The following is a 26561-nucleotide window of genomic DNA, read 5'->3' on the forward strand; positions in this document are numbered from 1 at the left end:
GGTACGAGCGACGAGGAGGCTGAGGCCATGCCCGTGGAAAGCGAGCCGAATGGAGCGGAAATCAACGTTTCACACGATTCTATTAACAATAAAAGGTAAATCAATACACTTGTAAATAAACATAAAAATTACTCGTAAAGATTTTAATTTACGAGTAATTTTTTTTTTTTGCTTATCCATTTATTTAACCTAATTTTAACATTCAACCATTATATTCAAATTAATCAATAGCAAATTGTAAATGAAGGGCGTATTTATAAAGGACTTTCTTTATTTCAATTTACACTTGGAGGAATGAATATGACGAAGAAATTATTACTATTAGGTGCATTTATGGCCATGCTAGCGGCGTGTGGCTCAGAAGAGGATTCAGCAGAGCCAGTTGAAAAAACAGAACCAGCAGCAGTAATTGAAGAAACAGAGGAAGCTGAAGTGGAAGCCGAAGAGGAATACTATGAGCTGACAGTCCCTGCTGAGTTTGCGTACGATATTGAGCAAAATGCAGATGTAGCGGCCATTTTTGAAGAGATTACGAAAAATGCTGATGGATCGATTACGTATATTATGGAAACAAATATGCATGAGGCATTTATTCCAGAATTAGCGAAAGAGTTTGATGTTGTTATTCAGGAGATTGTTGATACGTATCCAGGTTATGAAGAAATACGCTATTCAGATGCATATGATGTTTTTGAAATTGATGTGGACTTAGCAGCATTTGAAGAAGAGTCAGGTACAGAGGCACTATACCAATTAGTATTATTAACGGGTATGTATAATGCATTTGCGGGTTATGAGCCAGAAGATATTGCGTTCACATTTGATTTCTTTGATTTAGAAACAGGTGAAGCCGTTGTGTCACTTGCTTACCCAGATGATTTCTAATACTGGAATTCCCCTTTTCCAACCTTATTCGCTCTTACATGAGTGAATAAGGTTTTTTTAAGAAATTTTATGGCTAGCAACAAAGAGGCAACAACATCTCGGCCTGTTTTGCTTGAGATGTTGTTTTGTAATGGTATCGACTTTTCTGATAATTCATATAGTATAAAAAGGATGGTGGCATGAAAGCATGGCAATGGCTAACTTCGCTTGCTCTATGTATTGTCATATATATCGGATTAAATAGTTCAAATGAATCTGTTAGGCAATTCATTACAAGCGTTGTGTATAGTACAGAGCACATGACAGTGATGCGAAATACAGTGAATGAATTATTTTCTGATGGTGAAGTCGTGGAAGTTGCTTCGACGAATCAAAAAGTGCTTGTCAAATTCGTTGCCATTAAGCGATACGATCAAGGGTTTAAGTTATCATATGAAGACCCAATTAACATTACGGCAACGCAGTCAGGTGTCATGGTTTACACTGGACATACGGCACGGACAGGAAAGGTCATTTCGATATCTTATGATGATGGGTATACTGTGACGTATGGTTTTATCGATGACTTCTATCATCTACCATATAGTACAGTTGCACAAGGTGAAGTGATTGCGATGAAGGAACAAGGGGAACTATTTATTCAAATCGAAAAAAATGGTCGCGTACTCAGCTTGGAAGAGACGGTCGAGTGGATTAAGGATCATGGCTAAGATAAAAATTCATCCCGTATTTTTGATGATGTTATTGCTATGGGCGTTGAGTGGAAACATTGCACAATACTTCCTTGTCCTCGTGTCACTTCTTTGGCATGAGGCAGGGCATCTTCTTATTGCAAAATTAGTAGGCGCAAAAGTAAAGGATGTCACGCTATTACCGTTTGGGGCACGGATACAATTTTTTAAAGGACAGGCTATTTCTTATACAGCACTTATATGGATTGCGATCGGCGGTCCTATTTTTACATTGCTTGCCTATTTGATAAGCCCTTTTATCCCATCATTATTTCAAAAAGATTTTGCGACGATTCAACTAGTTCTGCTATGCGTTAATCTTTTACCAATATATCCGCTCGATGGTGGACAAATCCTTTGTAATAGTTTACTAAAATTTAAACCTAAAAAGGCCATTTATGAAGGGTATGTATCTATTTCTTTATGTTTAATAACAATAGCAGTGGGCGCAATGTTACTAATGCTACCACAATCTATTTTTTTCGTTATGTTAAGTCTTCTCCTGTGGAGTGAAATACTAGATGAATGGCGATTCCGAAAATATCGAACAGCATTTGAAAAAGTTATTATGAATCGGTTGACTTAACCATCAGGGCATGATAGTATTTTAATGTTATTGTTTGTAGCACCCGCTACAACCGCGCTGGTAAGGTGCCTAAGTATCACAGAAGGTGATCACCTTTCAATAACAGGCGAGTCTTAGTCTAAGAGGAGGTGCATTTTAATGTACGCAATTATCGAAACTGGTGGTAAACAAATCAAAGTTGAAGCAGGTCAAGAAATCTATGTTGAAAAACTAGGTGTGGCTGCTGACGAAATCGTAACGTTTGACAAAGTTTTATTCGTAGGTGGAGAAACAGTTAAAGTTGGTGCTCCAACTGTTGCTGGTGCAACTGTTACAGCGAAAGTTGTAAAAGAAGGTCGCGCTAAGAAAATCACTGTTTTCAAAATGAAAGCGAAGAAAAACTACCGTCGTAAACAAGGTCACCGTCAACCATACACTAAATTAGTTGTTGAAGCAATCAACGCTTAATTTTGAGGTGAACCGGATGATTACGGTGACTATTTATAGCGATGAAAATCGTAAATCGTATGGATTTGAAATCTCAGGTCATGCACTTTCAGATGTTTATGGTCGTGATTTAGTATGTGCTGGTGCATCTGCTGTGTCTTTTGGGGCAGTAAATGCGATTCATCATATTACAGGAATCGAACCACAGATTGAACAAGGTGTTGAAGGTGGTTACTTAAAAGTAATGTTACCAAATGACTTGGATACTGAAACAGACGACAAATTACAAGTAATTTTGAATACTATGGTTACACAATTTTACACGATGACTGCTAGTTATTCAGATTATATCGAATTAAAATACAAAATGGTGTAGGAGGTGGAACATAATGGAAATGTTATTAACATTAGATCTTCAGTTCTTCGCATCTAAAAAAGGTGTAGGTTCTACAAAAAACGGACGTGATTCTGAAGCAAAACGTCTTGGCGCAAAACGCGCTGACGGCCAATTCGTAACTGGTGGTTCAATTCTTTACCGTCAACGCGGTACAAAAATTTACCCAGGTACAAACGTAGGTCGTGGTGGTGACGATACTTTATTCGCGAAAGTTGATGGCGTTGTGAAATTCGAACGCATGGGCCGCGATAAAAAGAAAGTATCTGTATACCCAGTAGCTCAAGAAGCATAATTTTGCAAATAAAGAGCAATTCTTGAAAGTGTAGACAAAGTCACATGTTGACTTTGTCTACACGTATTTTTAGATAACTCTTGAACAGATTGCTCATGCTGTCTTGAAAACGTTTGCCATACAAGGGCGCGTAGCCGAGGGAAGACGCGAGGTTCATGAGCGGACAAACGAGGCAAGTATCAACAGCCTGAGGGGGGTGTCCAGAAAGTGAAAACTTTCCGGACACCCCCTTCACTTCTTGATACATATGTACTAAGAAATATGGGTCCAGTAGTAGTCGTAAAGAAGTCACCTTAAAATATCTTTTCAGACGGCTTCTTTTCTTTCGAATGAAGATTGAACTGTTCTAAGTATTACGTTTTAAAGGAAATGTGGAATAAAAATTGTTATACTATGTAAGATAACTTTATTGGAGTGAATAAAATGACGGAACAATCTTTAACGGTACAACAAGTATTACGTTATGCAAACCATGATTTTTTAAATCACCTTCATTTAATTAAGATGAATCTTGACTTAGAGCGTATTGAGGAAGCAAAAGAACTTATTTATGACATTGTGGCCCAATGTCAAAATATCTCTCAGTTAAATAAAATCGGTCTGCCCAAAATGATTGAATACTTACAGACGTTAAGATGGCGTTATCCTGAATTTCAAATGGAGTTCTCTACCAATATAACAAAAGCTTTAAACGAACAATGGGACGAGCTAATTGTTCAATACTTGGAAGAAACAATCCTTCATGTGTATGACCGGTTAGATCCTTTTTCGGAACAACAGCTACAAATCGATATTGTAGGTGCTGGGGATGAATTTGAAATTGCTGTTCATTTTACAGGACAGTTTAACGAGGCACTACATTTTAATAAGGAATTAAATGCACTGCAAATCAAAACGTTGGAACAAACGACAACGTCTTGGAAGTTTGTTATGCAAAATTAGGGAGTGAACGGTATGTTTGTAGATCACGTCAAGATTTATGTAAAAGGTGGAGACGGCGGAGATGGTATGGTAGCCTTCCGTCGTGAAAAATATGTACCAAATGGTGGACCAGCTGGTGGAGATGGCGGTCACGGTGGTAATGTTGTGTTCGAGGTGGAAGAGGGTTTACGTACGTTAATGGACTTCCGCTACAAACGCCACTTTAAAGCTGAACGTGGTGAACACGGTATGAGTAAAGGTATGCATGGTCGTAAAGCGGAAGATTTAATAGTAAAAGTGCCACCAGGAACGGTTGTAATTAATGCTGAAACAAAAGCGGTTATTGCAGATTTAGTCGAGCATGGTCAACGTGCAGTCATTGCAAAAGCAGGACGAGGTGGCCGTGGTAACTCACGTTTTGCAACGCCTGCAAATCCAGCACCAGAGCTTGCTGAAAAAGGTGAACCAGGTCAGGAATTAGATGTTATTTTAGAATTAAAGGTATTAGCAGATGTTGGGTTAGTCGGATTCCCATCAGTTGGGAAATCAACACTTTTATCTGTTGTATCTGCTGCAAAGCCTAAAATCGGTGCATACCATTTCACAACAATCGTACCAAACTTAGGAATGGTTGAAACAGAAGATGGTCGTTCATTTGCTATGGCAGATTTACCAGGGTTAATCGAAGGCGCTCACCAAGGCGTAGGCCTAGGAATGCAATTTTTACGTCATATTGAGCGTACACGTGTTATCGTGCATGTCGTGGATATGAGCGGCATGGAAGGGCGCGATCCGTATGAAGATTACGTAACGATTAACAACGAATTAGAGCAATATAATTTACGTTTAACAGAGCGTCCACAACTAGTTGTAGCCAATAAAATGGATATGCCGAATGCGGAAGAAAATTTAGAAGAGTTCAAGAAAAAAGTTGGTCCGGATGTAAAAGTCTTCCCAATTTCAGCTGTTTCTCGTCAAGGGTTAAAACCGCTATTATTTGAAATTGCCGATTTACTAGAAGTGACACCTGAATTCCAATTACATGAAGTGGAAGAGGAAGAATCAGACGCAACAGTTCTGTATAAACACGAATCGAAGAAAGACGGCTTTGAAATTACACGTGATGACGATGGTGCATGGATTCTTTCGGGTGGTTCAATTGAGCGCCTATTTAAGATGACAGACTTTAGCCGTGAAGACGGTATTCGTCGTTTTGCGCGCCAATTACGTGCAATGGGTGTAGATGAGGCATTACGTGAACGTGGGGCCAAAGATGGCGATACAGTTCGCTTACTCGAATTTGAATTTGAATTTATTGATTAAGCCTTTGAAAAGTGCGGGGGGAAAATTATGAAAAACGTTGCAAATCAACGATATTATTTAGTGCGTGAAGACGTACTGACAGACGCAATGCAAAAAACTTTAGAAGCAAAACAATTGCTTCAAAGTGGACAGGTTGCTTCCATTTGGGACGCTGTGAAAGAAGTGGATTTATCACGGAGTGCCTTTTATAAATATCGCGATGCCGTTTTTCCTTTCCACTCCATTGTGAAAGAGCGTATTTTAACTGTTTTTATCCAATTACAGGATCGAAAAGGTGCATTAGCAAAGTTACTTGAAATGGTATCAGATGCACATTGTAATGTGTTAACGATTCATCAAACGATTCCTATTCAGGGGCGTGCAAACGTGACATTATCATTGGATGTAACGAGTATGACGGATGAATTAGATGAATTAATGCGAAGTTTAAAACATTTAGATTTTGTAGAGGGTGCTGAGGTCATTAGTTCAGGTGCTTTATAACAGAGTAGGGCGCACTATTGCGCTCTCTCTTTTTACATAGTATTAACTGAAAATTTAGAAATGATAGTGTTTGGAGGATTGGATATGACGGTAGGAGAGCAATGGGGAAAACGGATTGCCTATTTAGGACCAGAAGCATCATTTACATATTTGGCGGCAAAAGGATTATTTCAAAATGAATGGTTGATCCCATGCGCAACGATTCCAGAATGTATTGAGGCTGTAGCAGAGGGGAAAGTGGATTTAGCTGTTGTACCAATTGAAAATGCATTAGAAGGGTCCGTCCCGCTGACGGTAGATTATTTATTTCATGAGGCAACGCTTTTTGTCACGGCGGAAGTATTATCTAAAATACAGCAACACTTAATGGTACATAAAAATCAAGTGAATAATTGGCGCAATATTAACGGGGTTTATTCACATCCACATGCTCTTGCACAGTGTCATAAATACTTATTTTATAATTTCAGCAGTGTGCCATTACATCAATATTCTTCAACGGCAGCAGCGGCTAAACTTGTATCGGAATCGCCAGATGAATGTATTGCGGCAATCGGTAACTCGTCTGCCGCGGAGAAATACGGATTAGCAATCGTAGAGAAAAATATTCACGATTTTCATTTTAATCATACACGCTTCTTCGTGTTATCGAAGCAAAATTTACGCTTACCGAAAGAAGAAGCGACAAGTGGTCCGAAAACAACCTTTATGATAACGTTACCAGAAGATGATGTTTCGGGGTCATTGCATCAAGTGCTTTCTGTCTTTGCTTGGCGCAAATTAAATTTAAGTAAAATCGAATCACGTCCATTAAAAACAGGACTGGGTGATTACTTCTTTATTATTGATGTGTTAGCAGATGAGCATGAACCGATGATGAAAGGTGCCGTAGAGGAGCTAAATGCACTTGGTTGCTCTGTCAAATCACTTGGTACATACTATACGTATAACACACCAGAATGAGGGGATTAAATGCGCATCATTTTGTTCGATGGTCTATGTAATGTTTGTGATGCCAGTGTGCAGTTTATTTTAAAACGGGACGGAGGCGTCTTTCATTTTGCTTCTTTGCAAAGTGAAGTAGGGCAGCAGCTTGTGAAACAATACCACCTTCAAGGGATTGATAGTGTCGTGCTGATTGAGCATCATCGAGCGTACACAAAGTCAACAGCCGCCCTTCGAATCGCGAAATGTTTGCAAGGGTTTTGGAGGTTTTTGTATATTGCCATCGTAGTGCCGCGTCCTATACGGGATAGGCTTTATACGTTTGTTACTAAAAATCGTTATAAGTGGTTTGGACAAAAAGAAGTATGCATGCTCCCTTCAAAAGAACAGCAGGCGCGATTTTTATCGTGATATAATGGCTTTATTAACATAAAAGGTGGGCAATGTATGTGGCAAGAGCAATTAATGAATTATCAACCATTTAATGAGCAAGAAATGGCAGATAAGCAAATCATCATAAAATGCCTGACAACGTTTGACGATATTTTAACGCGCGAAAATGAAGTAGCACATGTGACATGTTCAGGGTTTGTGGTCAATAAAGCACGGACAAAAGTACTTATGGTACATCATAATATTTATAATTCGTGGAGTTGGACAGGCGGGCATGCAGACGGGGAAACCGATTTTTTAGCGGTTGCACTTCGAGAAGTGCAAGAAGAGACGGGTGTATTGAATTTACAACCAGTCACAACCAATATTTTTTCCCTCGATGTATTAATGGTTATTGGGCATGTGAAGAAGGGGAAATTTATTTCACCACATCTACATTTAAATGTTACATATTTAATTGAAGCTGATGACGCACAAGCATTGACGATTGCAGAAGCAGAAAATAGCGGAGTAGCTTGGTTACCAATTGATCAGTTGGATGAATATTCAAATGAAGAGCATATGAAGCCGATTTATCATAAAATAATTGACAAGATGAAAGCATAAAATAGGGCAGTCTCATCATAGTTTGAGACTGCCCTATTTTTAGTTTTCGATTAAGTATCCCTTTTCACGAAGGCTTGCTTCTGCTTTATCCAGAAGTGCTTCACTTGGGGCCGAAATCACATGCAAGTGGGTACCATCTGTTAGAGCCGATAGGAAGCTTGCTTTTGTTTGTTCAAGCTTTTCTAAAAACAAATCGACCTCAACACGGTTGGATACTAAAATGGAGGCGGTAATTTCGCCATAAACAGGATGTTCAATAAGAACATTTTGAATCGTTACACCGCAGTCAACGATAGTATACATTTCGTCACGTGTTTCAGCTGCAGTGTGCATGCATACAATTTTGCGTTCATAGGAAGCGGTGCTTTGTTCTTTCATATACAAGTAGCCCTGACTCGTCGCCACGATGGGCTCATTACGCGCCTTTAATAAATTCATATCATTGACAACAACTTGGCGGGATACATTTGCATGTTTGGCTAAATCTGTTCCTGTAATCGGTCCATTTTGTTGTTTTAATAGATTTAAAAGTTCGAGACGGCGTTCTTCTCCTAGCATTTTCTTCATCTAAATCACCTCTAAATGTCAAAAAACATTTGTTGTAAGCATAGTGTATCATGATAGCTGTCTTTCCGCGCGAAATTTGTGTCGTTTTTTATAGGTAGGCATATGCTATAGCGAGAAAAGGAGGCAATCGATGCGAGTTCATATTGTGCAAAAAGGTGATACATTATGGAAAATCGCGAAACAGTATGGCATTGGTTTTGATGAGTTAAAGAGACTAAATGCGCAACTAGCGAATCCTGATTATATCGTACCGGGAATGGAAATTTTCTTGCCAGACACTGCTATGGGGACTAAGAAAGAGGACGTCCACAGTGCAAAAGCGAAGGTTATGCCAAGCGTTGAAGAAAAAGAAAAAGAATGGAAACCGGTTAAAGAATTGCCGCTTGTAGAGGAGTCTATGGAGGCAGAAATGTATCAACCAACTTATAATCCAGCCGCAATGATGCCGCCACAATGGTGCGTGTCCTGTATGTCACCACAACAGCCGCCCATTTATCAACAAACGATTTATCAACAACCGATGTACCCACAAGTCATTTATCAACCACAGATGATGCCACAACTACCGATGATGCCACAACAGCCAATGATGCCGCAACAACCAATGCCGCAACAACCCATAATGCCAGAGCAACCCGTAAAGGACATGATGGATGAAGAATCTATGTATGACCAATCGATGGATGAGGAATCTGTACATGAACAGCCAATGTACCAACAACCAATGCATGAACAGCCAATGTACCAGCAACCAATGCATGAACAGCCAATGTACCAACAACCAATGCATGAACAACCGATGTGGCAACAACCAATGTGTTGGTCACCGATGATGCATCACCAATCAATGTGCTGTCACCCGATGCACCATCAGCCAATATGGCAACAACCGATGTGGCAACAGCCAATGCATGACCAGTCGATGTGGCAACAACCGATGTGGCAGCAGCCAATGCATGACCAGTCGATGTGGCAACAACCGATGTGGCAGCAGCCAATGCATGACCAGTCAATGTGGCAACCACCAATGCAACAGCCGTCGATGTGGCAACCAGTCCCTTGTCAGCAACCTGTAGATGCTTGTGAACAGAATCGTCCACAATGTGAGGATAAAGAGCAGCAAGTACAAGGTTATTATCAAGATATGAGACAAATGGAACAACACACACAACCACCCTTCAACCCGTATTGTCATCCCTGTCAACAGCCGCCTTGGCGTTAAAAGATGCAGCTAAAAGAAAATTGTTGGCGCTATGATACGGAAAAGGGTGCATTTTTTGTAAAATACTATGACGATGCATTTATTGCGGATAAGGTACGCTTTATTCATAAAAAGCTAATGAAAAATTATTTTCCATATATTGCACCGATCACCTCTCAAAAGAGTACACCATATATCGTGCATCAATGGGTACATGGTAGACCCGCGAACTACGAAAAAATGGAAGATCGTACGAAATCATTAGAGATGTTAAAGGCTCTTCATGAAACGAATGTTCTATGGAAAGATGCTTTACTTCCAAGACAAGATTTACTAAAAAAATGGGAAGTAAGATTTGCTCGTTTTAAAAATAACGAAAAAGAGCTACTTCCGTTAATGGGCAACGATTTTTATACAATTGCACATATGACAGAGCGGGCGCTTAGAAAAATAGAGGCGAGTAAAACTTCCAAGTTTACATTGCTTCATGGAGATGTCGTACATCATAATTTTTTGCTGGGTGATCAGCCTGCAATCATTGATTTTGATTTAGCGTGCCTAGGAGATCCTGCTGACGAAGTGATTTTATGGATGCATCGTGTATTACCTCACGTAAATTATGATATATATGCATTATTGAATGAACAACCGTATACAGAAATAACGCGACAAAAAAGGAATTATTTATTATATCCAAATGAATTGCTACGGGAATGGCTTTATTTATTGCAAGTGAATGATGCGCAGAAAGAACAGCTATTGCAATATGTGCGACCGTTCACGAACCAAGCATTACAAATGTGGCCAGTCTTAATGAAACAAATTGGTAAAATGTAACTGATGACATGAACCGTCAACTATTTGGCGGTTTTTTGTTTGGTTTATTGTTCGGGGAAAAGGCGAACAGTATGCTATAATATACAGGTTGAATGTGAGGGGAATAGCAAATGTATGATTATGTAAAAGGACAAGTTACACGTATTACACCGGAATATATCGCGTTAGAGGTGCAGAACATCGGCTATCAATTATTTACACCAAATCCTTATGCGTTTCGAGTAAATGAGCACATACAGCTAGTTTATGTACATATGCATGTGAGAGAAGATGCTCATACATTATACGGTTTTACGAGCTTAGAGCAACGTGAATTATTCCGTAAACTGATCCAAGTATCAGGCATTGGACCAAAAGGCGCTTTAGCCATTTTAGCTTCGGGGGCACCAACGCATGTGATCCAAGCGATTGAGATGGAAGATGAAGCCTTTTTAGTGAAGTTTCCAGGTGTAGGAAAAAAAACAGCACGCCAAATGATTTTGGATTTAAAGGGCAAACTAGGGACATTAATGGATGTAGTAGAGCTACCAAGCACAGAGGACGAGCTGCCGCTATTTGGGGTGAATGCGCATAAGCATGAGCTAGAAGAAGCCATGTTAGCCCTCATTGCTCTTGGTTACTCTGAAAAGGAGCTTGCGAAAGTAAAGCCTCAGCTAGAAGAGAATGAAGCTTTAACGACAACCGATGCGTATATGAAGCAGGCATTAAAAGTATTATTGAAAATGAAGTAGGAGGGAACGAGCGATGACAGATCGTTTGTTATCAAGTGAATCGAACGCTTTTGATGAACAATTTGAATTATCACTACGACCTCAACGGCTTTCCCAATATATTGGTCAGCAGCAAGTAAAGGACAATTTAAAAGTTTTTATCGAAGCAGCGAAAATGCGAGAAGAAAGTCTTGACCATGTATTATTATATGGTCCTCCGGGGCTAGGAAAAACGACGCTAGCGGCTGTTATCGCGAACGAAATGGGCGTGAATATTAAAATGACGAGCGGTCCTGCTATCGAGCGCCCAGGTGATTTAGCGGCCATTTTAAGTTCACTTGAGCCGGGGGATGTGCTTTTTATAGACGAAATTCACCGTCTGCCAAGGGCTATCGAAGAAGTACTCTATCCGGCAATGGAAGACTTTTGCTTAGATATAGTGATTGGTAAAGGACCGGAAGCACGTTCTGTTCGACTGGATTTACCACCGTTTACATTAGTTGGTGCGACGACACGGGTAGGGGCGTTATCGGCACCGCTTCGTGACCGTTTTGGTGTTCACCTACGCTTAGAATATTATGATGAGGAGTCGCTTGCGCACATTGTGGTCAGAAGTGGACACTTATTTAACGTAGAAATTGATGACCAAGCCGCTTACGAGATGGCACGTCGTTCTCGGGGGACACCACGTATTGCCAATCGTCTGCTAAAACGTGTGCGCGATTATGCCCAGGTGCTAGGGGACGGGACGATTACGCTTGCTTTAGCCAAACAAGCACTTGAACTATTGCAAGTAGATCCTCGTGGCTTAGATCATATTGACCATAAATTAATGATTGCACTCATTGAACGCTTTACAGGTGGTCCAGTTGGCTTAGATACGATTTCTGCGTCCATTGGGGAAGAACGCATTACGATTGAGGAAGTGTACGAGCCGTATTTATTGCAAATTGGCTTTATGCAACGAACACCAAGAGGGCGCGTCGCAACAAATTTAGCGTATGAGCATTTTGGCTATGCGTACCCACAACAAAATTAAACGATAGGAAGTTACAAAGATGAAAGTAGAAGATTTTGATTTTTACTTACCGGAAGAATTGATTGCTCAAACGCCGCTTCTTGACCGAACAGCGAGTCGTTTACTAGTTGTCAATCCACATACAAAAGAAATAGAGCATCATCAATTTGCTCATATTGTCCATGAATTACAGGCAGGCGATTGTCTCGTACTAAATGATACACGTGTACTACCAGCACGTCTCATGGGGGAAAAAGAAGATACGGGGGCCAATATTGAATTGCTTCTGTTGAAACAAACGAATGAAGATGAGTGGGAAACACTTGTTAAGCCTGCAAAGCGCGTCAAAGTAGGAACGGTTGTGACATTTGGCGACGGCTTATTAAAAGCGACGTGTACGGGTATGCTAGAGCATGGAGGACGTACGTTTACATTTGAATATGACGGCATTTTTTATGAGATTTTAGATCAGTTAGGTGAGATGCCGCTCCCTCCGTATATTCGTGAAAAATTAGATGATCAAGACCGTTATCAAACGGTATATGCCCGTGAGCGCGGTTCAGCTGCAGCACCGACAGCAGGTCTTCATTTTACAGAAGACTTGCTCGAGCAAATTAAAGCAAAAGGTGTTGAAGTCGTGTTCGTGACATTACACGTTGGACTTGGCACATTCCGCCCTGTCAGTGTAGATTCAATCGAAGAACATGATATGCATTCTGAATTTTATAGTGTAACAGAAGAAGCGGCACAAACGATTAACCGAGTAAAACAAGCAGGTGGTCGTGTCATTTCAGTTGGGACAACTTCGACGCGTACGCTTGAAACGATTGCGAGTAAATATAACGGTGAAATTCGAGCAGAGCAAGGCTGGACAAATATATTTATTTACCCAGGTTATGAATATAAAGCGATTGACGGACTCATTACAAACTTCCATTTGCCAAAATCTACGCTTGTGATGCTTGTCAGTGCCTTAGCTGGAAAGGAAACGATTTTATCGGCGTATGAGGAGGCAGTCAAGGAGCGTTACCGCTTCTTTAGCTTTGGCGATGCGATGTTTATCCGTCCGAAGAAATAGTTTGCAAAACGTTGTCAGACAACCTAAAATTAATACTTATGTGCCTGCTATGCATGTATAATGGGCCATTTAAATTCGAAGTACTGTTTTTACTTTAGAAAAGCGCTTATCGTTGTTGATATGGCGCTTTTTCTATCGTACAAAATGACCATGTACCCCAAAAAGCACCCCAAATCACACATTTTTTGATTTTTCCTCTTGTGGATTTATTATTTTATCGAAGATATTTACAGCTTTTATTTCCTGCTCTTTTATTGAATGAGCGTAAGTGGAAATAACAGTTTCAGGGGTATCTCCAATCAATTCTGCCACAGTAGTAATCGGTACTTTTTCTGCGATGAGAATAGATGCATAGGTGTGCCTGAAAATATGAGCTGTCAAATTTTCAATTTTATGTTTTTTGCCGAAACTACTCACTACATAACTTCCGTAAGTTGGATGCGCTGGCTTGCCTCGATTGGAATAGAAAAAGAATGTATCATCCGTTATTTTTTTTCCTTCTTCAGCGAGTGTGCTAAAGAGCCACGTTTGATACTCTAATAATACATCATTTAAAGTTTCGGACATAGTAATTATTCGAGTGCTATTTTTTGTTTTAGTGGACCCACCATCTGATTTTAAATAATTTCTTGTTTCATCGATCGTGATAGTGCGATCCTGGAAATTTATATCTCGATAGCGGATACTCGATAATTCACCAGCTCGAATACCTGTTGTGAGTAACGTCATTAATGCCGCTTTTCGTGTGATATGTTCATTCGCTATATGTTCAAGCACCTTATTCAACTCATCTAACTGCAAAGACTCCCGTTTTGGATTTTCTTTAACTTTAGAGTAATCTAACTTTGAAAAAGGCACACGTTTAATTATATTTTCTCGAACAGCGTCATTTAATGCATATTTTAATACATTAGTAACTTTTTTTATTGTAGTAAGCACCCGGTTATTTTGGGACATGGTATCTACTAATTGTTGGACCGTTAAACTCGTTAATTTTGTTAACTGGTAGTCACCTAAAATGGGCTTCAAATAATTATCGATGGCACTTTTTTTACTTGCCGCGGTAGTCGGTTCCCAACGGCTTTCTTTTTTCTCGTACCAATAATCTAACCAATTGCCGAGTTTTAAGTTTTGGTTTAATACTAATTCTTCTAAACCATCTAGGATGGCTGCTTTCACATCTATCAAAGCGCGTTCAGCTTGTTCGATCGTATCGAATCCTTGTTGTGACTTTTCTCGACGCTTCCCAAACTTGCAATAGTATTTGTAACGATAAGCAAATTTCTTTTTGCCACTTTGCTTATACCAATAGATACTATCTATTTTTGTTTTGGTCATTTTAACACGCGCCATACAACTCAACCCTTTCCAAATAAGAATATATGTTCCATTTGTGGTTAAAAAAATTTCCCTTTACACTGGTACTTTAACTGAGCTAACTCAATAGGTACATTATGCAAAGAGACTACATCGTAAATTGTTTCACATTCATACAACGTTTCATCAGGTATCAATAATTCAGCAGCAAATTGATTGGCTTCACGTTCAATTTTGCTGACTGATAAAAATGTATTTTGGCGCATGAAAGGTGTATTCACATTTTTGTGTAATACAGCGTGACCCAATTCATGTGCGCACACAATAAGCTGTTCTTCGATACTTAAGTTACTATTTATAAAGATAAAACGGTTACGTTTTTCGTATTGATAAAATCCTCTGATTTCTGGTGGGAGATCCCAATAAAATATTTGTACATTTAAGTATTTCGCCAATGTAAACGGATTTCGAGTATTATATTTTTTATATAACTTCTCGATTTTTTCTTTAATCCATCTCATCCACATCCCTCAAATCGTGTTATTCTTCATTATCTCTATATTTTTTCGGAATAAACTTTTTGTTATTTTTCTTTGCGAGTCGAACACCAAATTCCATAGCTTCAAGCAAAGATTCGCGAGCTTCATCGGACATCGGCTCACCATCAAAAGCTAGTCCTTCAGCGTTTTGCAAATCGTGTCGTAACTGTTCCATGCGTTTAGCGATGTCACGTTCGTCTTTTTGTGATGTTTTATTCTTATTATTATCTTTGCCCAATAAGTAATCGGTGCTTACCTTATATAAATCCGCTAATTTAGATAACATTATAGGGTCTGGCATCCTTGTGCCGTTTTCATAACCGGATAATGTATTACTTTTAATTTCTAACTTATCCGCTACAAATTTTTGAAGATAACCACCCTCCTCTCGTAATTCCCTTAAACGTTTAGCTAAAATGCCGTCGTTCATAAAATCATCCTTTTCTAATAGTCTGATATGTGAATCATATCGCAATACTCGATTTTTTATATAGAAATTCGCAAATTGTGATAAAAATGTTTGACAATCGCGAAACGCGATGTTAAAGTTAGGTTAATCGAATCGCAAATCGCGAAATTGAGGAGGTGTTTTAATATGACAACAAATAAAATTGTCCCGAATAATCTTAAGCGATTAAGAGAGGAGAGAGGTATTCAGCAAAAGTTTGTCGCTGAATATATAGGGATTTCAGCCAATTATTATTGTCAAATCGAAAACGGTCGTAGAGGTCTTCCAACTAAGTATTTGCCGAAAATTAGAGATTTTTTCGGTGTGACATTAGATGAAATTTTTTTTGATTTAGGAATCGCGAAACGCGATTCTGATAAAACAGCTTAGGAGGTTAATAACGAAAGTAGGTGAAAAAATGGGCCGGAGCATGACAAAGCCAAAGCGTAAAAAGAAGCGTAAAAAAATGATTCCTTCTGAAGAGTTTAGACACCTTAAAGGACCTAAGCGTGAGCTACTGATTGCAGAACGAAAGGCAAAAGGACTTACACAAGGTCAACTTGCAGAGCTTGTAGGGTGCTCAACAGCTATGATAAGCCAACTTGAATCAGGACGAACGAAACCTGGACTCGAACTTGCTATGAAACTCGAACAAGTATTAGAGGTACCTTTTTTAAACTTATTTCCGGATTTATAAAAAAGTACTTGACAGCCTATAGCTGTGAAATTTCCAATTTTGGAATTAAAAATACGAGATTATACATTTTTACGAAGCGGATTATTGATATCCCAAAAGAATACGCAAGAATACACAACAAAATTGGAAAATACTCGAATTGTTAAAATTAGTTTTAAATTTAAAGGAGGTTTTAACATGAATCAATTACAAGTAATCGTACATCGTCAAGCACGTGTATTAACAACAGGTCAATTAGCTGAAAGTTACGGCACAGATGTGAAGGTTATTTCTAATAACTATACACGTAACGCTGATCGTTACACAGAAGGTAAACATTTTATTCGCCTTACAGGGGATGAACTAAAAGAGTTCAAAGCCATTCATCAAATTGATGAAAGCCTAAAATTTGCTTCAGTTCTCTACCTTTGGACCGAAAAAGGCGCATGGCTCCATGCGAAATCTTTAAATACAGATGCTGCATGGGATGCCTATGAAATGTTAGTAGATGAGTATTACAAAATACAAGAACAAAAACCACTTACGGCGCGAGAACAAATGCTGTTGCTTATGCAGGTAAATGAAGAGACGGCGCAGCGTGTAGATGCGATTGAAGAAAAAGTAAATGTGTTGCACGAAACGATGCGTATTGATGGCATCGAACAACGGACTATCCAGTATACGGCTAAAAAGAAAGCTATTGATGCTTTGGGTGGTTCTGACACTAAAGCATACAAAGATTTGAGTGGTAAGGTGTTTCGAGCTATCTGGAAAGAATTCAATACTCACTTTCAATTACCTCGTTATGGCGAATTACCAAAATCAAAATTTGAAGATGCGCTTTATTTCATTTCAAAGTGGAGACCTAGTACAACTTTAGAAATCGAAATTGAAGCATGCAATAAACAAGAGAAATTCCATTTGGTATAAGGGGAAGGCGCTGGGCAAGCGCCTCTATATAGATAAGGAGGGCAAGGGCATGACAACTGAAAGTCAAGTTATCCAAACACTTTTCGAGATGTCGGGCATTACACCTGCTAAGGTTCAAGAGCAACTTAAAGAATTAGTTACTACATCTGCACAACCACTTGTGCTATTTTGGGACATTCATGATATCCAAAAAGCTACAACTTTCAGTCGCAAATTTCTAGAGGACCACATTCTCATTGATCCACGCGTAAGACGTTACGAGCGTCAGCGTGAAAAAGGTGGTAAACGTGTCTGGCTTAAGGAGCCGACAGCCAAGGTAATACAAGAAATAATTATGAATGATTGGACGTAGAGCTTGGGCAAAGCTCAATAAGCAAGTTAACTTGCTTAAAACTATAATATCTAACTTTGTAAATAAGTAGTAATCCAAAATCGACTATAGTCCATTTTCGACTATCGAGGGGGAGGTGATAGCTATGTTTGCTTTATCGCCAAAAAAACTAGCGAAAATGTTGAAAAAGTTTCGCGAGGATGCAGATATGACGCAGGAAGATGTTGCGTTCGAACTGCAAATGACACAATCGCATGTCAGCAAATACGAGTGCGGACGTAAAATCATAGATTTAGAAACTTTTATGAACTGGGTACGAATAACAAACAGCGAGGTACATGCTGCTGCTATTTTATTCGGCACAGATGTATGTGCACAAGCAGCACAATTAATGACGCTAGTTCCAGCGTTTATCACGCCATTATTAAATGTAGCGTAGGAAGGGGAAAGAACTTGAAAAATTTATTAGATAAAGCCTTGGTGTATGAGCATGGGCAACAGCCAAAATTAGCCGATTATATTTGGTTGTTACTACCATATGTCGCAACATTGTTTATGCTCGTAGCTTTATTAATCATAGTGAGGTGAGGTTGTGTTATTCAAATTTTTCAGAAGAAAGAAATTAACTTTACAAGAAGAATTGATTTGCAGTCATTTTCGCAAATAAAAACCGCTTGAATCGGACTAGGATTCAAACGGTTACTAAATCGAAATGTTCAATATCAGTATATCACAAATAAATAGATGGAGCGAAGAAATTTCGCTTCCGTCCAGCAGTCTACAAAAAAAAGGGTTGGTTAGCCCCTCCGATATTATGACACTTTGTAGGCTGCTTGATGGAATAGCCACCCTTGCAAACCACACACAACTGAATAATTTTTATCCTCAAATTCCTCTTAATCCACGTTAGAACTGCAAGCTATCCTCGCAAGGAAGAAGAAAGGAGGGGTATCGGTGTTAGAAGTGTTCGAGCTAGATCCGTACTTCGAAATGGTAGCGCAACGTCACGAAGCGCGGCTTATTGTAACAGATGAAGTTACAAATGGAGTCAGAAAGCCAGTGAAACGCGACTACTTAAAGTACCAAAAAGAGTGTCGTGGGAAATTTAAAAAAACCTACCGCAGCGAACGATAGGTTTACGATTTAGTGGCTCATGCGCCTTTGACTAGTTGTTTTTATTATAGCGCATGGGCCTCTGAATGGCAAATTAAAACAAAATAGGAGGTCTTCATTCATGATTTTTTCCGAGAACAATACAAACATTGCTGGAGCATTGGCAAGGTCATGGGCGGCTATTCAGACACCTAAACACAACGCTAAGGTGCAAGTAGTTACAAAAAAAGGTGGCAAATACACGTTTGAGTATACCGATTTAAACGGCATTCTCGACGCTGTTCGTCCTATCTTTATCCAAAATAAGCTCACTATTATGCAAAACAGTTATTCAACAGTAGAAAGTGGCATTACATTGGCTTGTGTAGAAACTATATTTCTCCATGAATCTGGTGAATATGCGAAATCTAATCCTTTAAAGTTTCCTGCTGCTGAAAGTATGCAAGATTTCGGCGGGCAGATTACGTACATGAAACGATACAGCCTAGCCGCGATGTTGGGGATCGCTACGGAAAAGGACGACGATGCAAACGGCTCTAGCGGAAATGACTATCAATACTCACGCAATAATTCATACAGTCAGTCGTCATCATATCCACCTGCACAGCAAAACAGGCAAGAGAGCAATATAGATCCTTTAAAACTCACGGTGCCGTTTGGTCCACATAAAGGGAAAATGTTGGGGCAAATCCAACAAGAAGAACCGAATTATCTGACTTGGCTTGCAGAAAATGCACAACGACAGGACCTTAAAAATGCGGCTAAGATGCTAGCTAGTCGAATGCAACAGCAGCCACCGCAATCGCAACAATCAGCACCAGTAGGGTTAGTTGATGCACCTACAATGCACAAATTAACGAATATATTAATTCCTTTAGCGCAAATGAAAAATATGAACCCTGATGATCTTTACGGTAACAGCTTAAAGAAATTGAAAATGAGCTATAAGAAGCCTGGAGAGTTATCAATGCAAGAAGCAGCTACGCTTGTTGATTATCTAGGACAAGTGGCGCGGATTGCTGAGCAAAAAATAGGAGGATGATCGCATGGCAGAACAACACAACAGGGGATTCAAAGGCGTATGGATACCTGCGAACATCTGGAAGTCTAAACAACTTACACTTCAAGAAAAAGCGTTTTTAGTGGAAATCGATAGCCTAGATAACGAGAACGGTTGTTACGCATCGAATGAATACTTTGCAGAATTTTTTCAACTTAGTAAAAGTCGTTGTTCTGAAGTTATTAGTGGGTTAAAGAAGAAAGGGCTAATCACTGTTATTCAGCTATATAAAGATGGCACTAAACAGGTAGAAAAAAGAGTGATTCAAGTCAATCGTCAGCATGAAATTTTTAATCCTACACCTCTTCGAGATTATGAAGGGGGTATTCGGAAAACCGAAGAGGGTATTCGGGATGTCGAAACCCCCCCTTCGGAAAACGCGAAGGATAATAATACATTAATTAATAATACAGATTATATAGATGATGATGATATAAGTGCGCTCCGCTTTTTCCAAGAAAATGTAAGATATGTGCTTTCTCCTATCGAGATACAAACTATCGAGTATTGGGAAATCGAATATCCAAAAGCCCTTATTCTCGAGGCTATTAAACGAACATCATTAGCAAATGCTACCACGATTAAATATACAGAACGTATTCTACTAGATTGGCATAGAAAGAAAATCACCACTTTAGCAGAAGTTGCAAGAGCAGATGCAGCTTTTGAACAGAAAAAAGGAGGCGTATCGAGTGGAGGCATTAAACAACGTCATGAACGAGCTTATTCAGAAGAACGCGACGACTTCTCTCTCTAGTAAAAGATGTCCTCATTGTCAGCGAGAAGTATTGGCAATTGAGGTAGAAGTATTAGGACGTAAACGGTGGGTACAGCCCGTGTGTAAATGCGAGGCAGATGCAAGAAAAGCAGAAGTTAAACAAATGGAGAATTTTCAACGTGAACGTGAGGTACGTGAACTATTCTCTATCAGTAACTTAGGCGAACGCTATTTACAAGCGTCATTTACCAATTTTATTAAACGCTCTGGATCAGAAACAGCCTTTCAAATAGCTCAACATTATGTATTGAATTTTGAGGACTACGGTAGGGAATCTATTATGTTTTGGGGAGAGCCAGGGAATGGGAAAACACATTTAGCGGCAGCTATTCACAATGACCTACGAGCACAAGGTAAAGTGGTGGTGTTTGTTTCCATGCCGGATTTGTTAGGGAAGATTAAATCAACTTTTGGTAAGAATAATCGGGATAGTGAAGAAAAGATTTTAAAGGCCCTAGCTATATGCGACTTACTTATCATTGACGATTTAGGAGCGGAAAAAACAAGTGACTGGGTGGAAGAGATAGTCTTCAGGATACTCGACAATAGATATCGTCGTAATGCGCCAGTACTTACAACATCGAATATGAGACCGAAAGAGTTACCGAAGCAAATTGGTCAAAGAGCTTACGACCGAATTGTTGAAATGGTGCAACCAATCGAGAATAAGGCGACTAGCTATCGACGAGAGATTGCAAAAGAACGTTTGAATAAATTTAACAAAATATTGGAGGTATATTCATGAGTGTAATTTATATGGGTGGCAAGATTCCGCAACATGCAATCATCATCTGGACGCATAAAGAAACGGCTAGTCAGTCGCGTACTATTTGTTACGACGAAGAGGATGTACAAATGATGATTGAGCGGCATAATGAGCCTGGCAGTTTTCACAACGAGCGCTATATGCATATTTTTGATGCTAGTAATTTACCGCGCTTAGCACACGGTTCTGTAGACGAGCCAGAATTTTGGCGACAAGTAGAGGCTATCAGGCAACAGGTACTAAGTCAAAGTGCATTGGACATTGCGTAGGAGGGCAGCAAATCATGAATATATTCCAACAAAACATTTTCGGTAGCGAGGACAAAGTGATTACGCAAATTCCTGTATACGTCTACCGCAATCGCAATCATAAGGATTTTTATTTAGCAAGTGATCATGACCACGCTAATTGGGCTACTGATGATGGTGATGTAGAAGATTTAATCGATATGCTTATTCATTTCAACAAAGACTATTCAGAGCCGTCAGAAGAGGCAGCTTGGCAAGCCTTATCAAAATTACATGGCGAAAAGGCCACGGAAATGTATGTACCAGAACTACGCTATCTCACAATCGATGAATTTGACATGATGGCAGAAGAGTACGAATTTCCAAGGTTTAGTGGGGTGAGTATATGACGTTAATTACACTAAAGAAATTTACTGTTGACTGTATTACTGAAAAAGGAAACTGCCACGTTTTTCAAATTAAACCGTTTGGCATTGAGTTAGTTGGTGAATTTTTCGGCCTTTACAACATGAGACCGTTTGAAATGGTTGTAGATGAGCGCGGCATTATTCACAACTACAGCGACCAAATAAGGGTGAGTGTAGATAACTCCGCGCAACGTACAATCACGGTTGATACGATGAGCATCCTTGCTCTTGCACATCATCCGGATGTACAAAAAGAAATTGATAGATTGCTAGGGAGACATCAAGAAAGCGAAGACGCAAAGTTAGAAAGATGGGACTCATTGCTACAAGACGTGGGGCAAGTTATTGAGCAAACATCTTCTGCAGTCCGTGATATCCATATGGAAATGTTATTCAGCGATTTACTCGAGATGCATCGACAACATGCAATCGATATTGCGATTGATACTGCATTAGCAAATCGAGATGAAGCGGCCTTTTACCAGCTAACGAGAGTAGGTGAACAGGTATGATTCCGACATTTGCTAACCTTAGTGATTTAGCTTCTCGCTTTGATGTAAATAAAATTCCGTGTGAGATTAAATTCGAATCGTTTATTTATCGATCGAAAGAGATTAAACGCGAGGGTGCTCATAGCGTCATCAAGTACCGATGCGAAAAAGAACGTCATAATATCAAAGTTTATTACGTGGATGGAATTGTGTTTAAAGTGGATGCAGACTATGCCATCGAGGAGGTGCCAGTACATTGATGTATCAAAGTGAGCAACAAGCGCGGCAGGGAGTAAAATCTCATACACATGCGCATCGTGGGAAGTTTCTAGAACGCGTGATTGATATGGCCAATACAAAATACCGCAATGCAGGGTTAGCGGACATTCGCAAAATTCCTACGCCAGTGCAAATTAAACATTCTAAAGGGCGCGAGGTAATTGGACGAAAGGAAAAAGCCGAGTGGGTTGATTATGCCGGTGTATGTAACGGACGAGCAGTTGTCTTCGATGCCAAAGAAACTAGTGGTAAGAGCTTCCCGTTAAAGAATTTACATGACCATCAGTATGAATTACTGAAATCATGGTACCAGAAAGGCGCTATCTCCTTCCTGCTTGTTTATTTCAAAGAATTGGATAAATACTACCGCCTACCATTCAAACCACTGTGCGCGGCATGGGAAGAGGCAAAAAACGGTGGTGCAAAATCCATTCCTATTGCCACATTTGAAGCAGAGGCATGCGAAGTAAAATCGATGGACGGTTATACGCTGCATTATTTATTGCCGTTTCTGTGAAGGAAATTATATACGGGGCTAACCTAGTAGCCCCTGAAAGGAGATCAACCATGTTAAATCGAGCAATCGAAAAATTAGAAAATGAAATGACTGCGTCAAATAAGTATGTGCAAGTAGTTGGCCAGTTTCTACTGCAGCACATTCAAGCACAACCAGATCAAGCTGCAAAAATATTAGCTGAGGACAAAACAGTAAAAGGTAGCCTACAACATATGAAAAATGCCGCTCGTAAGCAAGCTGTTGATGGCATGGCAATGCTAACGGAGGAAGAAGGCTTCGCCATCGTGTTGAAGTATTTTGATATAGAGGGTTCACCATTACTGGCGCAAGCCCCGGTAACAAAAGTTGAGGTACAAAGCGCGGCACCAAAGAAAGCCAAAGCTGCAAGCAAAAAGAAAAAGCCATCTGATAAGGTTGTCAACTTTCCAGGCACGGAATTTGTTCAGACAACACTTGATGACTTTATTAGCGAGGTGGAATTTTAGTGAACGTAACAGAAGCTACTGCTCATTTTCACGAAAATCCAACACCCGAGCTTATACAGTTTGTAATCGATCATGCTTTGGAGCATAGCCGGTATATCTTCTACAAGCGTGTGGTAGGTAGCTTATACAAAGGCTACTGCACGCACTGTGAGGAAGATAGTTATTTAGAGCAACCATTAAAACACAATAAAGTTACTACTTGTCCAAATTGTAAATCAAAATGTATCGCATTTCAAGCTGGGCGAGGACGTGGTCAATTGGTGGACCGTGTTTACGTGGAATTTGCAGATAAGTCATTAGTGGATCCAGCGGCAATTACTGTATCTGGTTATTGGGTGGTACGGGATTATAGAGATGATTATTTACAGCCAAAAACAACGTATAACCGATGTGCCATGTATATTTTCAAGCAGGGTGTGTCATACATGTTCAGTCGGGGGCGTTGGTATAGTGGATACACGAAAAATGTAAACCCTCACTCCTTACACAATACGATGATGTTCGGCAGGGAGCTGGCATTCTTCAGCCGCGCGTCACTCAAAAAAGCTATAAAGGGTACGTCTTTGCAATATTCGATGGCGCTCAAATATGAGAATCATCATCTGATTGAATACTTGGCACTTTATTGCAAGTACCCGTTTTTAGAGATTCTTACAAAGTTGAATCTAATCGGCGTTATCGAGGCACGTCTAAATAAACAATCCACAAAAGGTTTGATCAATTGGCGCGGTAAAACGTTAGATAGCATTATAGGTTTACCAAAGAGAGACTGGAAACACTTCAAGAACGCAACTAATCCAAGTAAGCAGATTTCATGTACAACATTAAAATATTTTAAAGATATACGTGCATCGCATCCAGACATACCACCAGCTGACCTGCTAGATATTTGTTTGGAATTGCAGTACAGCACGTATCTGTTACTAGAGCTGCTAGCGGAAACGAAACAGCCGCTTAAAAAGATACATGCATACTTAATTAAGCAATTTGAAAAGTACCAGGAAAAATATGCAGGTATTGCAAGTGTCTATATTACTTACCGCGATTATATTCGACATTGCAAAGAGATGAATATGGATGTGACGGATCCGTCTAATTTATTTCCGCGCGATGTACATGACATGCATCAGCGCCAAATTGAGCGTAAAAAAGCGATTGCTAATGCGAAATACAATGCCCGTATTAAACGCAGAGCTCGAGAGCTAGCTCGCAACGCATTTGAATATAACGGACTGTTTATTCGACCGTTTGCCAGCGCTTTGGAGCTCACTGTAGAAGGCAACCGGTTACAGCATTGTGTTGCAGGGAACTACGCAGAACAGTATGCAGACGGTAAAACAGAATTGTATATGGTGCGATCTATTGATACGCCAGAGGAGCCTTTCTTCACTGTAGAAATAAAAGACGGGCGTGTAGTGCAGTGCCGCGGCTTGAAAAATTGTGTGCCTACAGAGGACGTAGAAGCATTTATGAAGGTGTTTAATGAAGCTGTATTACATCCGAAGAAATCGTGGGTAAGGAAGGTGGTTTAGATGCAAGCACCGGCACCATTTTACGTAGAACAGAAAATCCCTATCGCTCGATGGATGTATCCGGGGAAGGCATACAAAGCGCGGCTAATTTTAGTGCCGCGCTTTGTATGACGAAGCAATCTTATATATCTACGTTCTCGATGAACAGCATGTCATAGCTTACCGAGATGAGGAAATGACGAGTGAGCTAGGAAAGTTTAAATTGGAGCATTTCGAAAAGATTAAAGAATTGCCAATAGAGGAGCCACCTAACTACAGTTGCGCGCTTCTACGGCCAGTAACGTTAGGTATGTTACTGGATATACCAGAACATGTTGCTTACCAGCTAAACGCGAAAAAACAGGTAGCAAAAGAGCCGACTCCTACACCAGTTGAGCCGGTTAATGAACCACTTGCTATAGAGACCGGACAAGAAGAGGAAAAAGACGAACCAGTGAAAGTGCGAATCTTGCCTGCGGATCCACCAGCAAAATATGAGCAGCTTGCACTATTTTAGGGAGGCATATGTATGACACCGATTGAAAAGCTTAACAAGATTTCGCACCTTCTACCAACTCATGCATTACAGGATATCGATAAACGAATGAGTGATTGGTTAGCTTCCGGTGGGAAAGATGATGATCCATATATGTACCAGCAATTACTGTACGCAGAGAATATAGTCGCTGCACTAAATTCAAATGGCAAAGTGAGGTGAAAATGATGAAGAAAATCCCTGTTGCCGCTCATTTAACGGATGAAGAGTATAAGCAATTCGCGGAAACTTACGCGGCGCATAACCGTTCAATGGGCATGCAAGAACGTGAAAAGTACAGCGCGTCTCATATTGTGAAAATCAAGCGCGGTGAACGTGGAAACCTCCACGTTCATTATGAAAACGGCGAATGGTGGCATTATACACCAAATCGAACTTGGTATTAGCTATAGAAAGGAGATTGCACATGATTGAAAAACATAAGTTCTATGTTAATCGCTTTACAGTAAGGCGTTATCAAGTATATCTAGCTCTTGAAGGTGCGGAAAGTCAAACATCGTTAACTAAAGTAGTGGATTTAACGGATGATTCAATTACTTACAGAGAAAGTGAAAGTGTTTGTGAAGCAGATAGCTGCTCTATTGATGATGAATATTTAGCGGTTGCTGCTAAGTATTTGAAACATTATGCTTAGCAAACATACTAACATTAGTAGTACAAACCACGGCCATGGTTTGTGCTACTATTTTTTTATAGTAGAAGTGAAGGAA

General features: G+C 39.8%; 42 protein-coding genes and 1 other annotated feature. Of the genes, 38 read left to right on the top strand and 4 right to left on the bottom strand.

Annotated features, from left to right (window positions below):
* Positions 1-300: 300 nt before the first annotated feature.
* The 12 genes from AC3II9_RS20285 to AC3II9_RS20340 all read left to right on the top strand — a co-directional run bounded on the left by AC3II9_RS20285 (position 301) and on the right by AC3II9_RS20340 (position 7988).
* Entirely contained in the window at positions 301-885 is a 585-nt protein-coding gene (locus AC3II9_RS20285) for a hypothetical protein (RefSeq protein ID WP_489158395.1), read from the top strand.
* Positions 886-1064: 179 nt separating this feature from the next.
* A complete protein-coding gene (locus AC3II9_RS20290; RefSeq protein ID WP_489158397.1) occupies positions 1065-1595 on the top strand; it encodes a M23 family metallopeptidase in 531 nt (176 codons plus the stop codon).
* Positions 1588-2202 carry a M50 family metallopeptidase gene (locus AC3II9_RS20295; RefSeq protein WP_391375831.1) on the top strand — a complete coding sequence of 205 codons (615 nt, stop codon included), beginning with the start codon at positions 1588-1590 and terminating at the stop codon, positions 2200-2202. The genes AC3II9_RS20290 and AC3II9_RS20295 overlap by 8 nt, the downstream gene beginning before the upstream one ends.
* 40 nt (positions 2203-2242) lie before the next feature.
* Positions 2243-2326 (top strand) — a sequence feature (ribosomal protein L21 leader region).
* 14 nt (positions 2327-2340) lie between these two features.
* Positions 2341-2649, top strand: coding sequence for a 50S ribosomal protein L21 (rplU, locus tag AC3II9_RS20300; RefSeq protein WP_293920766.1), 309 nt, complete (start codon positions 2341-2343; stop codon positions 2647-2649).
* Positions 2650-2665: 16 nt separating this feature from the next.
* A complete protein-coding gene (locus AC3II9_RS20305; RefSeq protein ID WP_489158399.1) occupies positions 2666-3004 on the top strand; it encodes a ribosomal-processing cysteine protease Prp in 339 nt (112 codons plus the stop codon).
* 19 nt (positions 3005-3023) lie between these two features.
* Positions 3024-3317 carry a 50S ribosomal protein L27 gene (gene rpmA, locus AC3II9_RS20310; RefSeq protein ID WP_391375923.1) on the top strand — a complete coding sequence of 98 codons (294 nt, stop codon included), beginning with the start codon at positions 3024-3026 and terminating at the stop codon, positions 3315-3317.
* A gap of 423 nt (positions 3318-3740) precedes the next feature.
* A complete protein-coding gene (locus AC3II9_RS20315; RefSeq protein ID WP_489158401.1) occupies positions 3741-4259 on the top strand; it encodes a Spo0B domain-containing protein in 519 nt (172 codons plus the stop codon).
* A 12-nt stretch (positions 4260-4271) separates the two neighbouring features.
* On the top strand, positions 4272-5561 hold the full coding sequence (gene obgE, locus AC3II9_RS20320; RefSeq protein WP_391375841.1) for a GTPase ObgE: 1290 nt from the start codon (positions 4272-4274) through the stop codon (positions 5559-5561).
* Between the two features lie 27 nt (positions 5562-5588).
* Complete coding sequence (locus AC3II9_RS20325) at positions 5589-6044, top strand: ACT domain-containing protein (RefSeq protein ID WP_489158403.1); 456 nt, start codon at positions 5589-5591, stop codon at positions 6042-6044.
* Between the two features lie 84 nt (positions 6045-6128).
* Positions 6129-7007: a prephenate dehydratase gene (pheA, locus tag AC3II9_RS20330; protein ID WP_489158405.1), complete on the top strand. Its 879-nt coding sequence runs from the start codon at positions 6129-6131 to the stop codon at positions 7005-7007.
* Between the two features lie 9 nt (positions 7008-7016).
* Positions 7017-7400: a thiol-disulfide oxidoreductase DCC family protein gene (locus AC3II9_RS20335; RefSeq protein ID WP_489158406.1), complete on the top strand. Its 384-nt coding sequence runs from the start codon at positions 7017-7019 to the stop codon at positions 7398-7400.
* Positions 7401-7436: 36 nt separating this feature from the next.
* Entirely contained in the window at positions 7437-7988 is a 552-nt protein-coding gene (locus AC3II9_RS20340; protein ID WP_489158408.1) for an NUDIX hydrolase, read from the top strand.
* Positions 7989-8027: 39 nt separating this feature from the next.
* On the opposite strand, the gene AC3II9_RS20345 is transcribed toward AC3II9_RS20340, so the two are convergent.
* Positions 8028-8555 carry a transcription repressor NadR gene (locus tag AC3II9_RS20345; protein ID WP_489158410.1) on the bottom strand — a complete coding sequence of 176 codons (528 nt, stop codon included), beginning with the start codon at positions 8553-8555 and terminating at the stop codon, positions 8028-8030.
* 130 nt (positions 8556-8685) lie between these two features.
* Here AC3II9_RS20345 and safA point away from each other — a divergent pair, with 130 nt between their 5' ends.
* The 5 genes from safA to queA all read left to right on the top strand — a co-directional run bounded on the left by safA (position 8686) and on the right by queA (position 13399).
* A complete protein-coding gene (safA, locus tag AC3II9_RS20350) occupies positions 8686-9777 on the top strand; it encodes a SafA/ExsA family spore coat assembly protein (RefSeq protein ID WP_489158411.1) in 1092 nt (363 codons plus the stop codon).
* A 3-nt stretch (positions 9778-9780) separates the two neighbouring features.
* Positions 9781-10593 (top strand): phosphotransferase, encoded by an 813-nt coding sequence (locus tag AC3II9_RS20355; protein ID WP_489158413.1) that lies wholly within the window; start codon positions 9781-9783, stop codon positions 10591-10593.
* 110 nt (positions 10594-10703) lie between these two features.
* Positions 10704-11324, top strand: coding sequence for a Holliday junction branch migration protein RuvA (gene ruvA / locus AC3II9_RS20360; RefSeq protein WP_489158415.1), 621 nt, complete (start codon positions 10704-10706; stop codon positions 11322-11324).
* A gap of 13 nt (positions 11325-11337) precedes the next feature.
* Positions 11338-12342: a Holliday junction branch migration DNA helicase RuvB gene (gene ruvB / locus AC3II9_RS20365; RefSeq protein WP_431027324.1), complete on the top strand. Its 1005-nt coding sequence runs from the start codon at positions 11338-11340 to the stop codon at positions 12340-12342.
* A gap of 19 nt (positions 12343-12361) precedes the next feature.
* Positions 12362-13399, top strand: coding sequence for a tRNA preQ1(34) S-adenosylmethionine ribosyltransferase-isomerase QueA (gene queA / locus AC3II9_RS20370; RefSeq protein WP_489158416.1), 1038 nt, complete (start codon positions 12362-12364; stop codon positions 13397-13399).
* 174 nt (positions 13400-13573) lie between these two features.
* On the opposite strand, the gene AC3II9_RS20375 is transcribed toward queA, so the two are convergent.
* From AC3II9_RS20375 to AC3II9_RS20385, 3 genes are read right to left on the bottom strand one after another with little or no spacing between them, the layout of a single operon-like run.
* Entirely contained in the window at positions 13574-14752 is a 1179-nt protein-coding gene (locus AC3II9_RS20375) for a tyrosine-type recombinase/integrase (protein ID WP_489158417.1), read from the bottom strand.
* 44 nt (positions 14753-14796) lie between these two features.
* Positions 14797-15237, bottom strand: coding sequence for an ImmA/IrrE family metallo-endopeptidase (locus AC3II9_RS20380; RefSeq protein ID WP_489158419.1), 441 nt, complete (start codon positions 15235-15237; stop codon positions 14797-14799).
* A 19-nt stretch (positions 15238-15256) separates the two neighbouring features.
* Entirely contained in the window at positions 15257-15685 is a 429-nt protein-coding gene (locus AC3II9_RS20385; RefSeq protein ID WP_489158421.1) for a helix-turn-helix domain-containing protein, read from the bottom strand.
* 165 nt (positions 15686-15850) lie between these two features.
* On the opposite strand from AC3II9_RS20385, the gene AC3II9_RS20390 reads away from it, so the two are divergent.
* The 21 genes from AC3II9_RS20390 to AC3II9_RS20490 all read left to right on the top strand — a co-directional run bounded on the left by AC3II9_RS20390 (position 15851) and on the right by AC3II9_RS20490 (position 26485).
* Positions 15851-16093, top strand: coding sequence for a helix-turn-helix domain-containing protein (locus AC3II9_RS20390; RefSeq protein ID WP_489158423.1), 243 nt, complete (start codon positions 15851-15853; stop codon positions 16091-16093).
* Positions 16094-16133: 40 nt separating this feature from the next.
* Entirely contained in the window at positions 16134-16400 is a 267-nt protein-coding gene (locus tag AC3II9_RS20395) for a helix-turn-helix transcriptional regulator (RefSeq protein WP_489158425.1), read from the top strand.
* A 177-nt stretch (positions 16401-16577) separates the two neighbouring features.
* Positions 16578-17309 (top strand): ORF6C domain-containing protein, encoded by a 732-nt coding sequence (locus AC3II9_RS20400; protein ID WP_489158427.1) that lies wholly within the window; start codon positions 16578-16580, stop codon positions 17307-17309.
* Between the two features lie 49 nt (positions 17310-17358).
* Complete coding sequence (locus AC3II9_RS20405; RefSeq protein ID WP_489158429.1) at positions 17359-17661, top strand: hypothetical protein; 303 nt, start codon at positions 17359-17361, stop codon at positions 17659-17661.
* A gap of 124 nt (positions 17662-17785) precedes the next feature.
* Complete coding sequence (locus AC3II9_RS20410) at positions 17786-18079, top strand: helix-turn-helix domain-containing protein (protein WP_489158431.1); 294 nt, start codon at positions 17786-17788, stop codon at positions 18077-18079.
* Between the two features lie 14 nt (positions 18080-18093).
* The gene (locus AC3II9_RS20415; RefSeq protein WP_489158433.1) at positions 18094-18228 is read left to right on the top strand and encodes a hypothetical protein; all 135 of its coding nucleotides are present in this window, start codon (positions 18094-18096) and stop codon (positions 18226-18228) included.
* Between the two features lie 366 nt (positions 18229-18594).
* Positions 18595-18774, top strand: coding sequence for a hypothetical protein (locus AC3II9_RS20420; RefSeq protein ID WP_489158435.1), 180 nt, complete (start codon positions 18595-18597; stop codon positions 18772-18774).
* Between the two features lie 100 nt (positions 18775-18874).
* Positions 18875-19795 carry an ERF family protein gene (locus AC3II9_RS20425; protein WP_489158437.1) on the top strand — a complete coding sequence of 307 codons (921 nt, stop codon included), beginning with the start codon at positions 18875-18877 and terminating at the stop codon, positions 19793-19795.
* 4 nt (positions 19796-19799) lie between these two features.
* The gene (locus AC3II9_RS20430) at positions 19800-20570 is read left to right on the top strand and encodes a DnaD domain protein (RefSeq protein WP_489158439.1); all 771 of its coding nucleotides are present in this window, start codon (positions 19800-19802) and stop codon (positions 20568-20570) included.
* Positions 20506-21336 (top strand): ATP-binding protein, encoded by an 831-nt coding sequence (locus tag AC3II9_RS20435; RefSeq protein ID WP_489158440.1) that lies wholly within the window; start codon positions 20506-20508, stop codon positions 21334-21336. The genes AC3II9_RS20430 and AC3II9_RS20435 overlap by 65 nt, the downstream gene beginning before the upstream one ends.
* Complete coding sequence (locus tag AC3II9_RS20440; RefSeq protein ID WP_489158442.1) at positions 21333-21626, top strand: hypothetical protein; 294 nt, start codon at positions 21333-21335, stop codon at positions 21624-21626. Before AC3II9_RS20435 ends, AC3II9_RS20440 begins: the two co-directional genes overlap by 4 nt.
* 14 nt (positions 21627-21640) lie before the next feature.
* Positions 21641-21994, top strand: a complete 354-nt coding sequence (locus AC3II9_RS20445; RefSeq protein WP_489158444.1) for a hypothetical protein — start codon at positions 21641-21643, stop codon at positions 21992-21994.
* Positions 21991-22524, top strand: coding sequence for an IDEAL domain-containing protein (locus tag AC3II9_RS20450; protein ID WP_489158446.1), 534 nt, complete (start codon positions 21991-21993; stop codon positions 22522-22524). Before AC3II9_RS20445 ends, AC3II9_RS20450 begins: the two co-directional genes overlap by 4 nt.
* Positions 22521-22763: a hypothetical protein gene (locus AC3II9_RS20455; protein ID WP_489158448.1), complete on the top strand. Its 243-nt coding sequence runs from the start codon at positions 22521-22523 to the stop codon at positions 22761-22763. Before AC3II9_RS20450 ends, AC3II9_RS20455 begins: the two co-directional genes overlap by 4 nt.
* Complete coding sequence (locus AC3II9_RS20460) at positions 22763-23299, top strand: Holliday junction resolvase RecU (protein WP_489158461.1); 537 nt, start codon at positions 22763-22765, stop codon at positions 23297-23299. Before AC3II9_RS20455 ends, AC3II9_RS20460 begins: the two co-directional genes overlap by 1 nt.
* Before the next feature lie 50 nt (positions 23300-23349).
* Positions 23350-23784: a hypothetical protein gene (locus AC3II9_RS20465; protein ID WP_489158450.1), complete on the top strand. Its 435-nt coding sequence runs from the start codon at positions 23350-23352 to the stop codon at positions 23782-23784.
* On the top strand, positions 23784-25316 hold the full coding sequence (locus AC3II9_RS20470) for a PcfJ domain-containing protein (protein ID WP_489158452.1): 1533 nt from the start codon (positions 23784-23786) through the stop codon (positions 25314-25316). The genes AC3II9_RS20465 and AC3II9_RS20470 overlap by 1 nt, the downstream gene beginning before the upstream one ends.
* Before the next feature lie 175 nt (positions 25317-25491).
* Positions 25492-25812 carry a hypothetical protein gene (locus tag AC3II9_RS20475; RefSeq protein ID WP_489158454.1) on the top strand — a complete coding sequence of 107 codons (321 nt, stop codon included), beginning with the start codon at positions 25492-25494 and terminating at the stop codon, positions 25810-25812.
* Between the two features lie 12 nt (positions 25813-25824).
* Positions 25825-26013 (top strand): DUF6877 family protein, encoded by a 189-nt coding sequence (locus AC3II9_RS20480; protein WP_489158456.1) that lies wholly within the window; start codon positions 25825-25827, stop codon positions 26011-26013.
* A 2-nt stretch (positions 26014-26015) separates the two neighbouring features.
* Positions 26016-26237 (top strand): hypothetical protein, encoded by a 222-nt coding sequence (locus AC3II9_RS20485; protein WP_489158458.1) that lies wholly within the window; start codon positions 26016-26018, stop codon positions 26235-26237.
* A 20-nt stretch (positions 26238-26257) separates the two neighbouring features.
* Positions 26258-26485: a hypothetical protein gene (locus tag AC3II9_RS20490; protein WP_489158459.1), complete on the top strand. Its 228-nt coding sequence runs from the start codon at positions 26258-26260 to the stop codon at positions 26483-26485.
* Positions 26486-26561 lie beyond the last annotated feature (76 nt).

The organism is Lysinibacillus sp. RU7, from assembly GCF_057837305.1.

Coding starts and splice junctions, on each gene's coding strand:
- AC3II9_RS20285 (WP_489158395.1), top strand. CDS start 301: ATGACGAAGAAATTATTACTATTAGGTGCATTTATGGCCATGCTAGCG.
- AC3II9_RS20290 (WP_489158397.1), top strand. CDS start 1,065: ATGAAAGCATGGCAATGGCTAACTTCGCTTGCTCTATGTATTGTCATA.
- AC3II9_RS20295 (WP_391375831.1), top strand. CDS start 1,588: ATGGCTAAGATAAAAATTCATCCCGTATTTTTGATGATGTTATTGCTA.
- rplU (WP_293920766.1), top strand. CDS start 2,341: ATGTACGCAATTATCGAAACTGGTGGTAAACAAATCAAAGTTGAAGCA.
- AC3II9_RS20305 (WP_489158399.1), top strand. CDS start 2,666: ATGATTACGGTGACTATTTATAGCGATGAAAATCGTAAATCGTATGGA.
- rpmA (WP_391375923.1), top strand. CDS start 3,024: ATGTTATTAACATTAGATCTTCAGTTCTTCGCATCTAAAAAAGGTGTA.
- AC3II9_RS20315 (WP_489158401.1), top strand. CDS start 3,741: ATGACGGAACAATCTTTAACGGTACAACAAGTATTACGTTATGCAAAC.
- obgE (WP_391375841.1), top strand. CDS start 4,272: ATGTTTGTAGATCACGTCAAGATTTATGTAAAAGGTGGAGACGGCGGA.
- AC3II9_RS20325 (WP_489158403.1), top strand. CDS start 5,589: ATGAAAAACGTTGCAAATCAACGATATTATTTAGTGCGTGAAGACGTA.
- pheA (WP_489158405.1), top strand. CDS start 6,129: ATGACGGTAGGAGAGCAATGGGGAAAACGGATTGCCTATTTAGGACCA.
- AC3II9_RS20335 (WP_489158406.1), top strand. CDS start 7,017: ATGCGCATCATTTTGTTCGATGGTCTATGTAATGTTTGTGATGCCAGT.
- AC3II9_RS20340 (WP_489158408.1), top strand. CDS start 7,437: ATGTGGCAAGAGCAATTAATGAATTATCAACCATTTAATGAGCAAGAA.
- AC3II9_RS20345 (WP_489158410.1), bottom strand. CDS start 8,555: ATGAAGAAAATGCTAGGAGAAGAACGCCGTCTCGAACTTTTAAATCTA.
- safA (WP_489158411.1), top strand. CDS start 8,686: ATGCGAGTTCATATTGTGCAAAAAGGTGATACATTATGGAAAATCGCG.
- AC3II9_RS20355 (WP_489158413.1), top strand. CDS start 9,781: ATGCAGCTAAAAGAAAATTGTTGGCGCTATGATACGGAAAAGGGTGCA.
- ruvA (WP_489158415.1), top strand. CDS start 10,704: ATGTATGATTATGTAAAAGGACAAGTTACACGTATTACACCGGAATAT.
- ruvB (WP_431027324.1), top strand. CDS start 11,338: ATGACAGATCGTTTGTTATCAAGTGAATCGAACGCTTTTGATGAACAA.
- queA (WP_489158416.1), top strand. CDS start 12,362: ATGAAAGTAGAAGATTTTGATTTTTACTTACCGGAAGAATTGATTGCT.
- AC3II9_RS20375 (WP_489158417.1), bottom strand. CDS start 14,752: ATGGCGCGTGTTAAAATGACCAAAACAAAAATAGATAGTATCTATTGG.
- AC3II9_RS20380 (WP_489158419.1), bottom strand. CDS start 15,237: ATGAGATGGATTAAAGAAAAAATCGAGAAGTTATATAAAAAATATAAT.
- AC3II9_RS20385 (WP_489158421.1), bottom strand. CDS start 15,685: ATGAACGACGGCATTTTAGCTAAACGTTTAAGGGAATTACGAGAGGAG.
- AC3II9_RS20390 (WP_489158423.1), top strand. CDS start 15,851: ATGACAACAAATAAAATTGTCCCGAATAATCTTAAGCGATTAAGAGAG.
- AC3II9_RS20395 (WP_489158425.1), top strand. CDS start 16,134: ATGACAAAGCCAAAGCGTAAAAAGAAGCGTAAAAAAATGATTCCTTCT.
- AC3II9_RS20400 (WP_489158427.1), top strand. CDS start 16,578: ATGAATCAATTACAAGTAATCGTACATCGTCAAGCACGTGTATTAACA.
- AC3II9_RS20405 (WP_489158429.1), top strand. CDS start 17,359: ATGACAACTGAAAGTCAAGTTATCCAAACACTTTTCGAGATGTCGGGC.
- AC3II9_RS20410 (WP_489158431.1), top strand. CDS start 17,786: ATGTTTGCTTTATCGCCAAAAAAACTAGCGAAAATGTTGAAAAAGTTT.
- AC3II9_RS20425 (WP_489158437.1), top strand. CDS start 18,875: ATGATTTTTTCCGAGAACAATACAAACATTGCTGGAGCATTGGCAAGG.
- AC3II9_RS20430 (WP_489158439.1), top strand. CDS start 19,800: ATGGCAGAACAACACAACAGGGGATTCAAAGGCGTATGGATACCTGCG.
- AC3II9_RS20440 (WP_489158442.1), top strand. CDS start 21,333: ATGAGTGTAATTTATATGGGTGGCAAGATTCCGCAACATGCAATCATC.
- AC3II9_RS20445 (WP_489158444.1), top strand. CDS start 21,641: ATGAATATATTCCAACAAAACATTTTCGGTAGCGAGGACAAAGTGATT.
- AC3II9_RS20450 (WP_489158446.1), top strand. CDS start 21,991: ATGACGTTAATTACACTAAAGAAATTTACTGTTGACTGTATTACTGAA.
- AC3II9_RS20455 (WP_489158448.1), top strand. CDS start 22,521: ATGATTCCGACATTTGCTAACCTTAGTGATTTAGCTTCTCGCTTTGAT.
- AC3II9_RS20460 (WP_489158461.1), top strand. CDS start 22,763: ATGTATCAAAGTGAGCAACAAGCGCGGCAGGGAGTAAAATCTCATACA.
- AC3II9_RS20465 (WP_489158450.1), top strand. CDS start 23,350: ATGTTAAATCGAGCAATCGAAAAATTAGAAAATGAAATGACTGCGTCA.
- AC3II9_RS20475 (WP_489158454.1), top strand. CDS start 25,492: ATGACGAGTGAGCTAGGAAAGTTTAAATTGGAGCATTTCGAAAAGATT.
- AC3II9_RS20480 (WP_489158456.1), top strand. CDS start 25,825: ATGACACCGATTGAAAAGCTTAACAAGATTTCGCACCTTCTACCAACT.
- AC3II9_RS20485 (WP_489158458.1), top strand. CDS start 26,016: ATGATGAAGAAAATCCCTGTTGCCGCTCATTTAACGGATGAAGAGTAT.
- AC3II9_RS20490 (WP_489158459.1), top strand. CDS start 26,258: ATGATTGAAAAACATAAGTTCTATGTTAATCGCTTTACAGTAAGGCGT.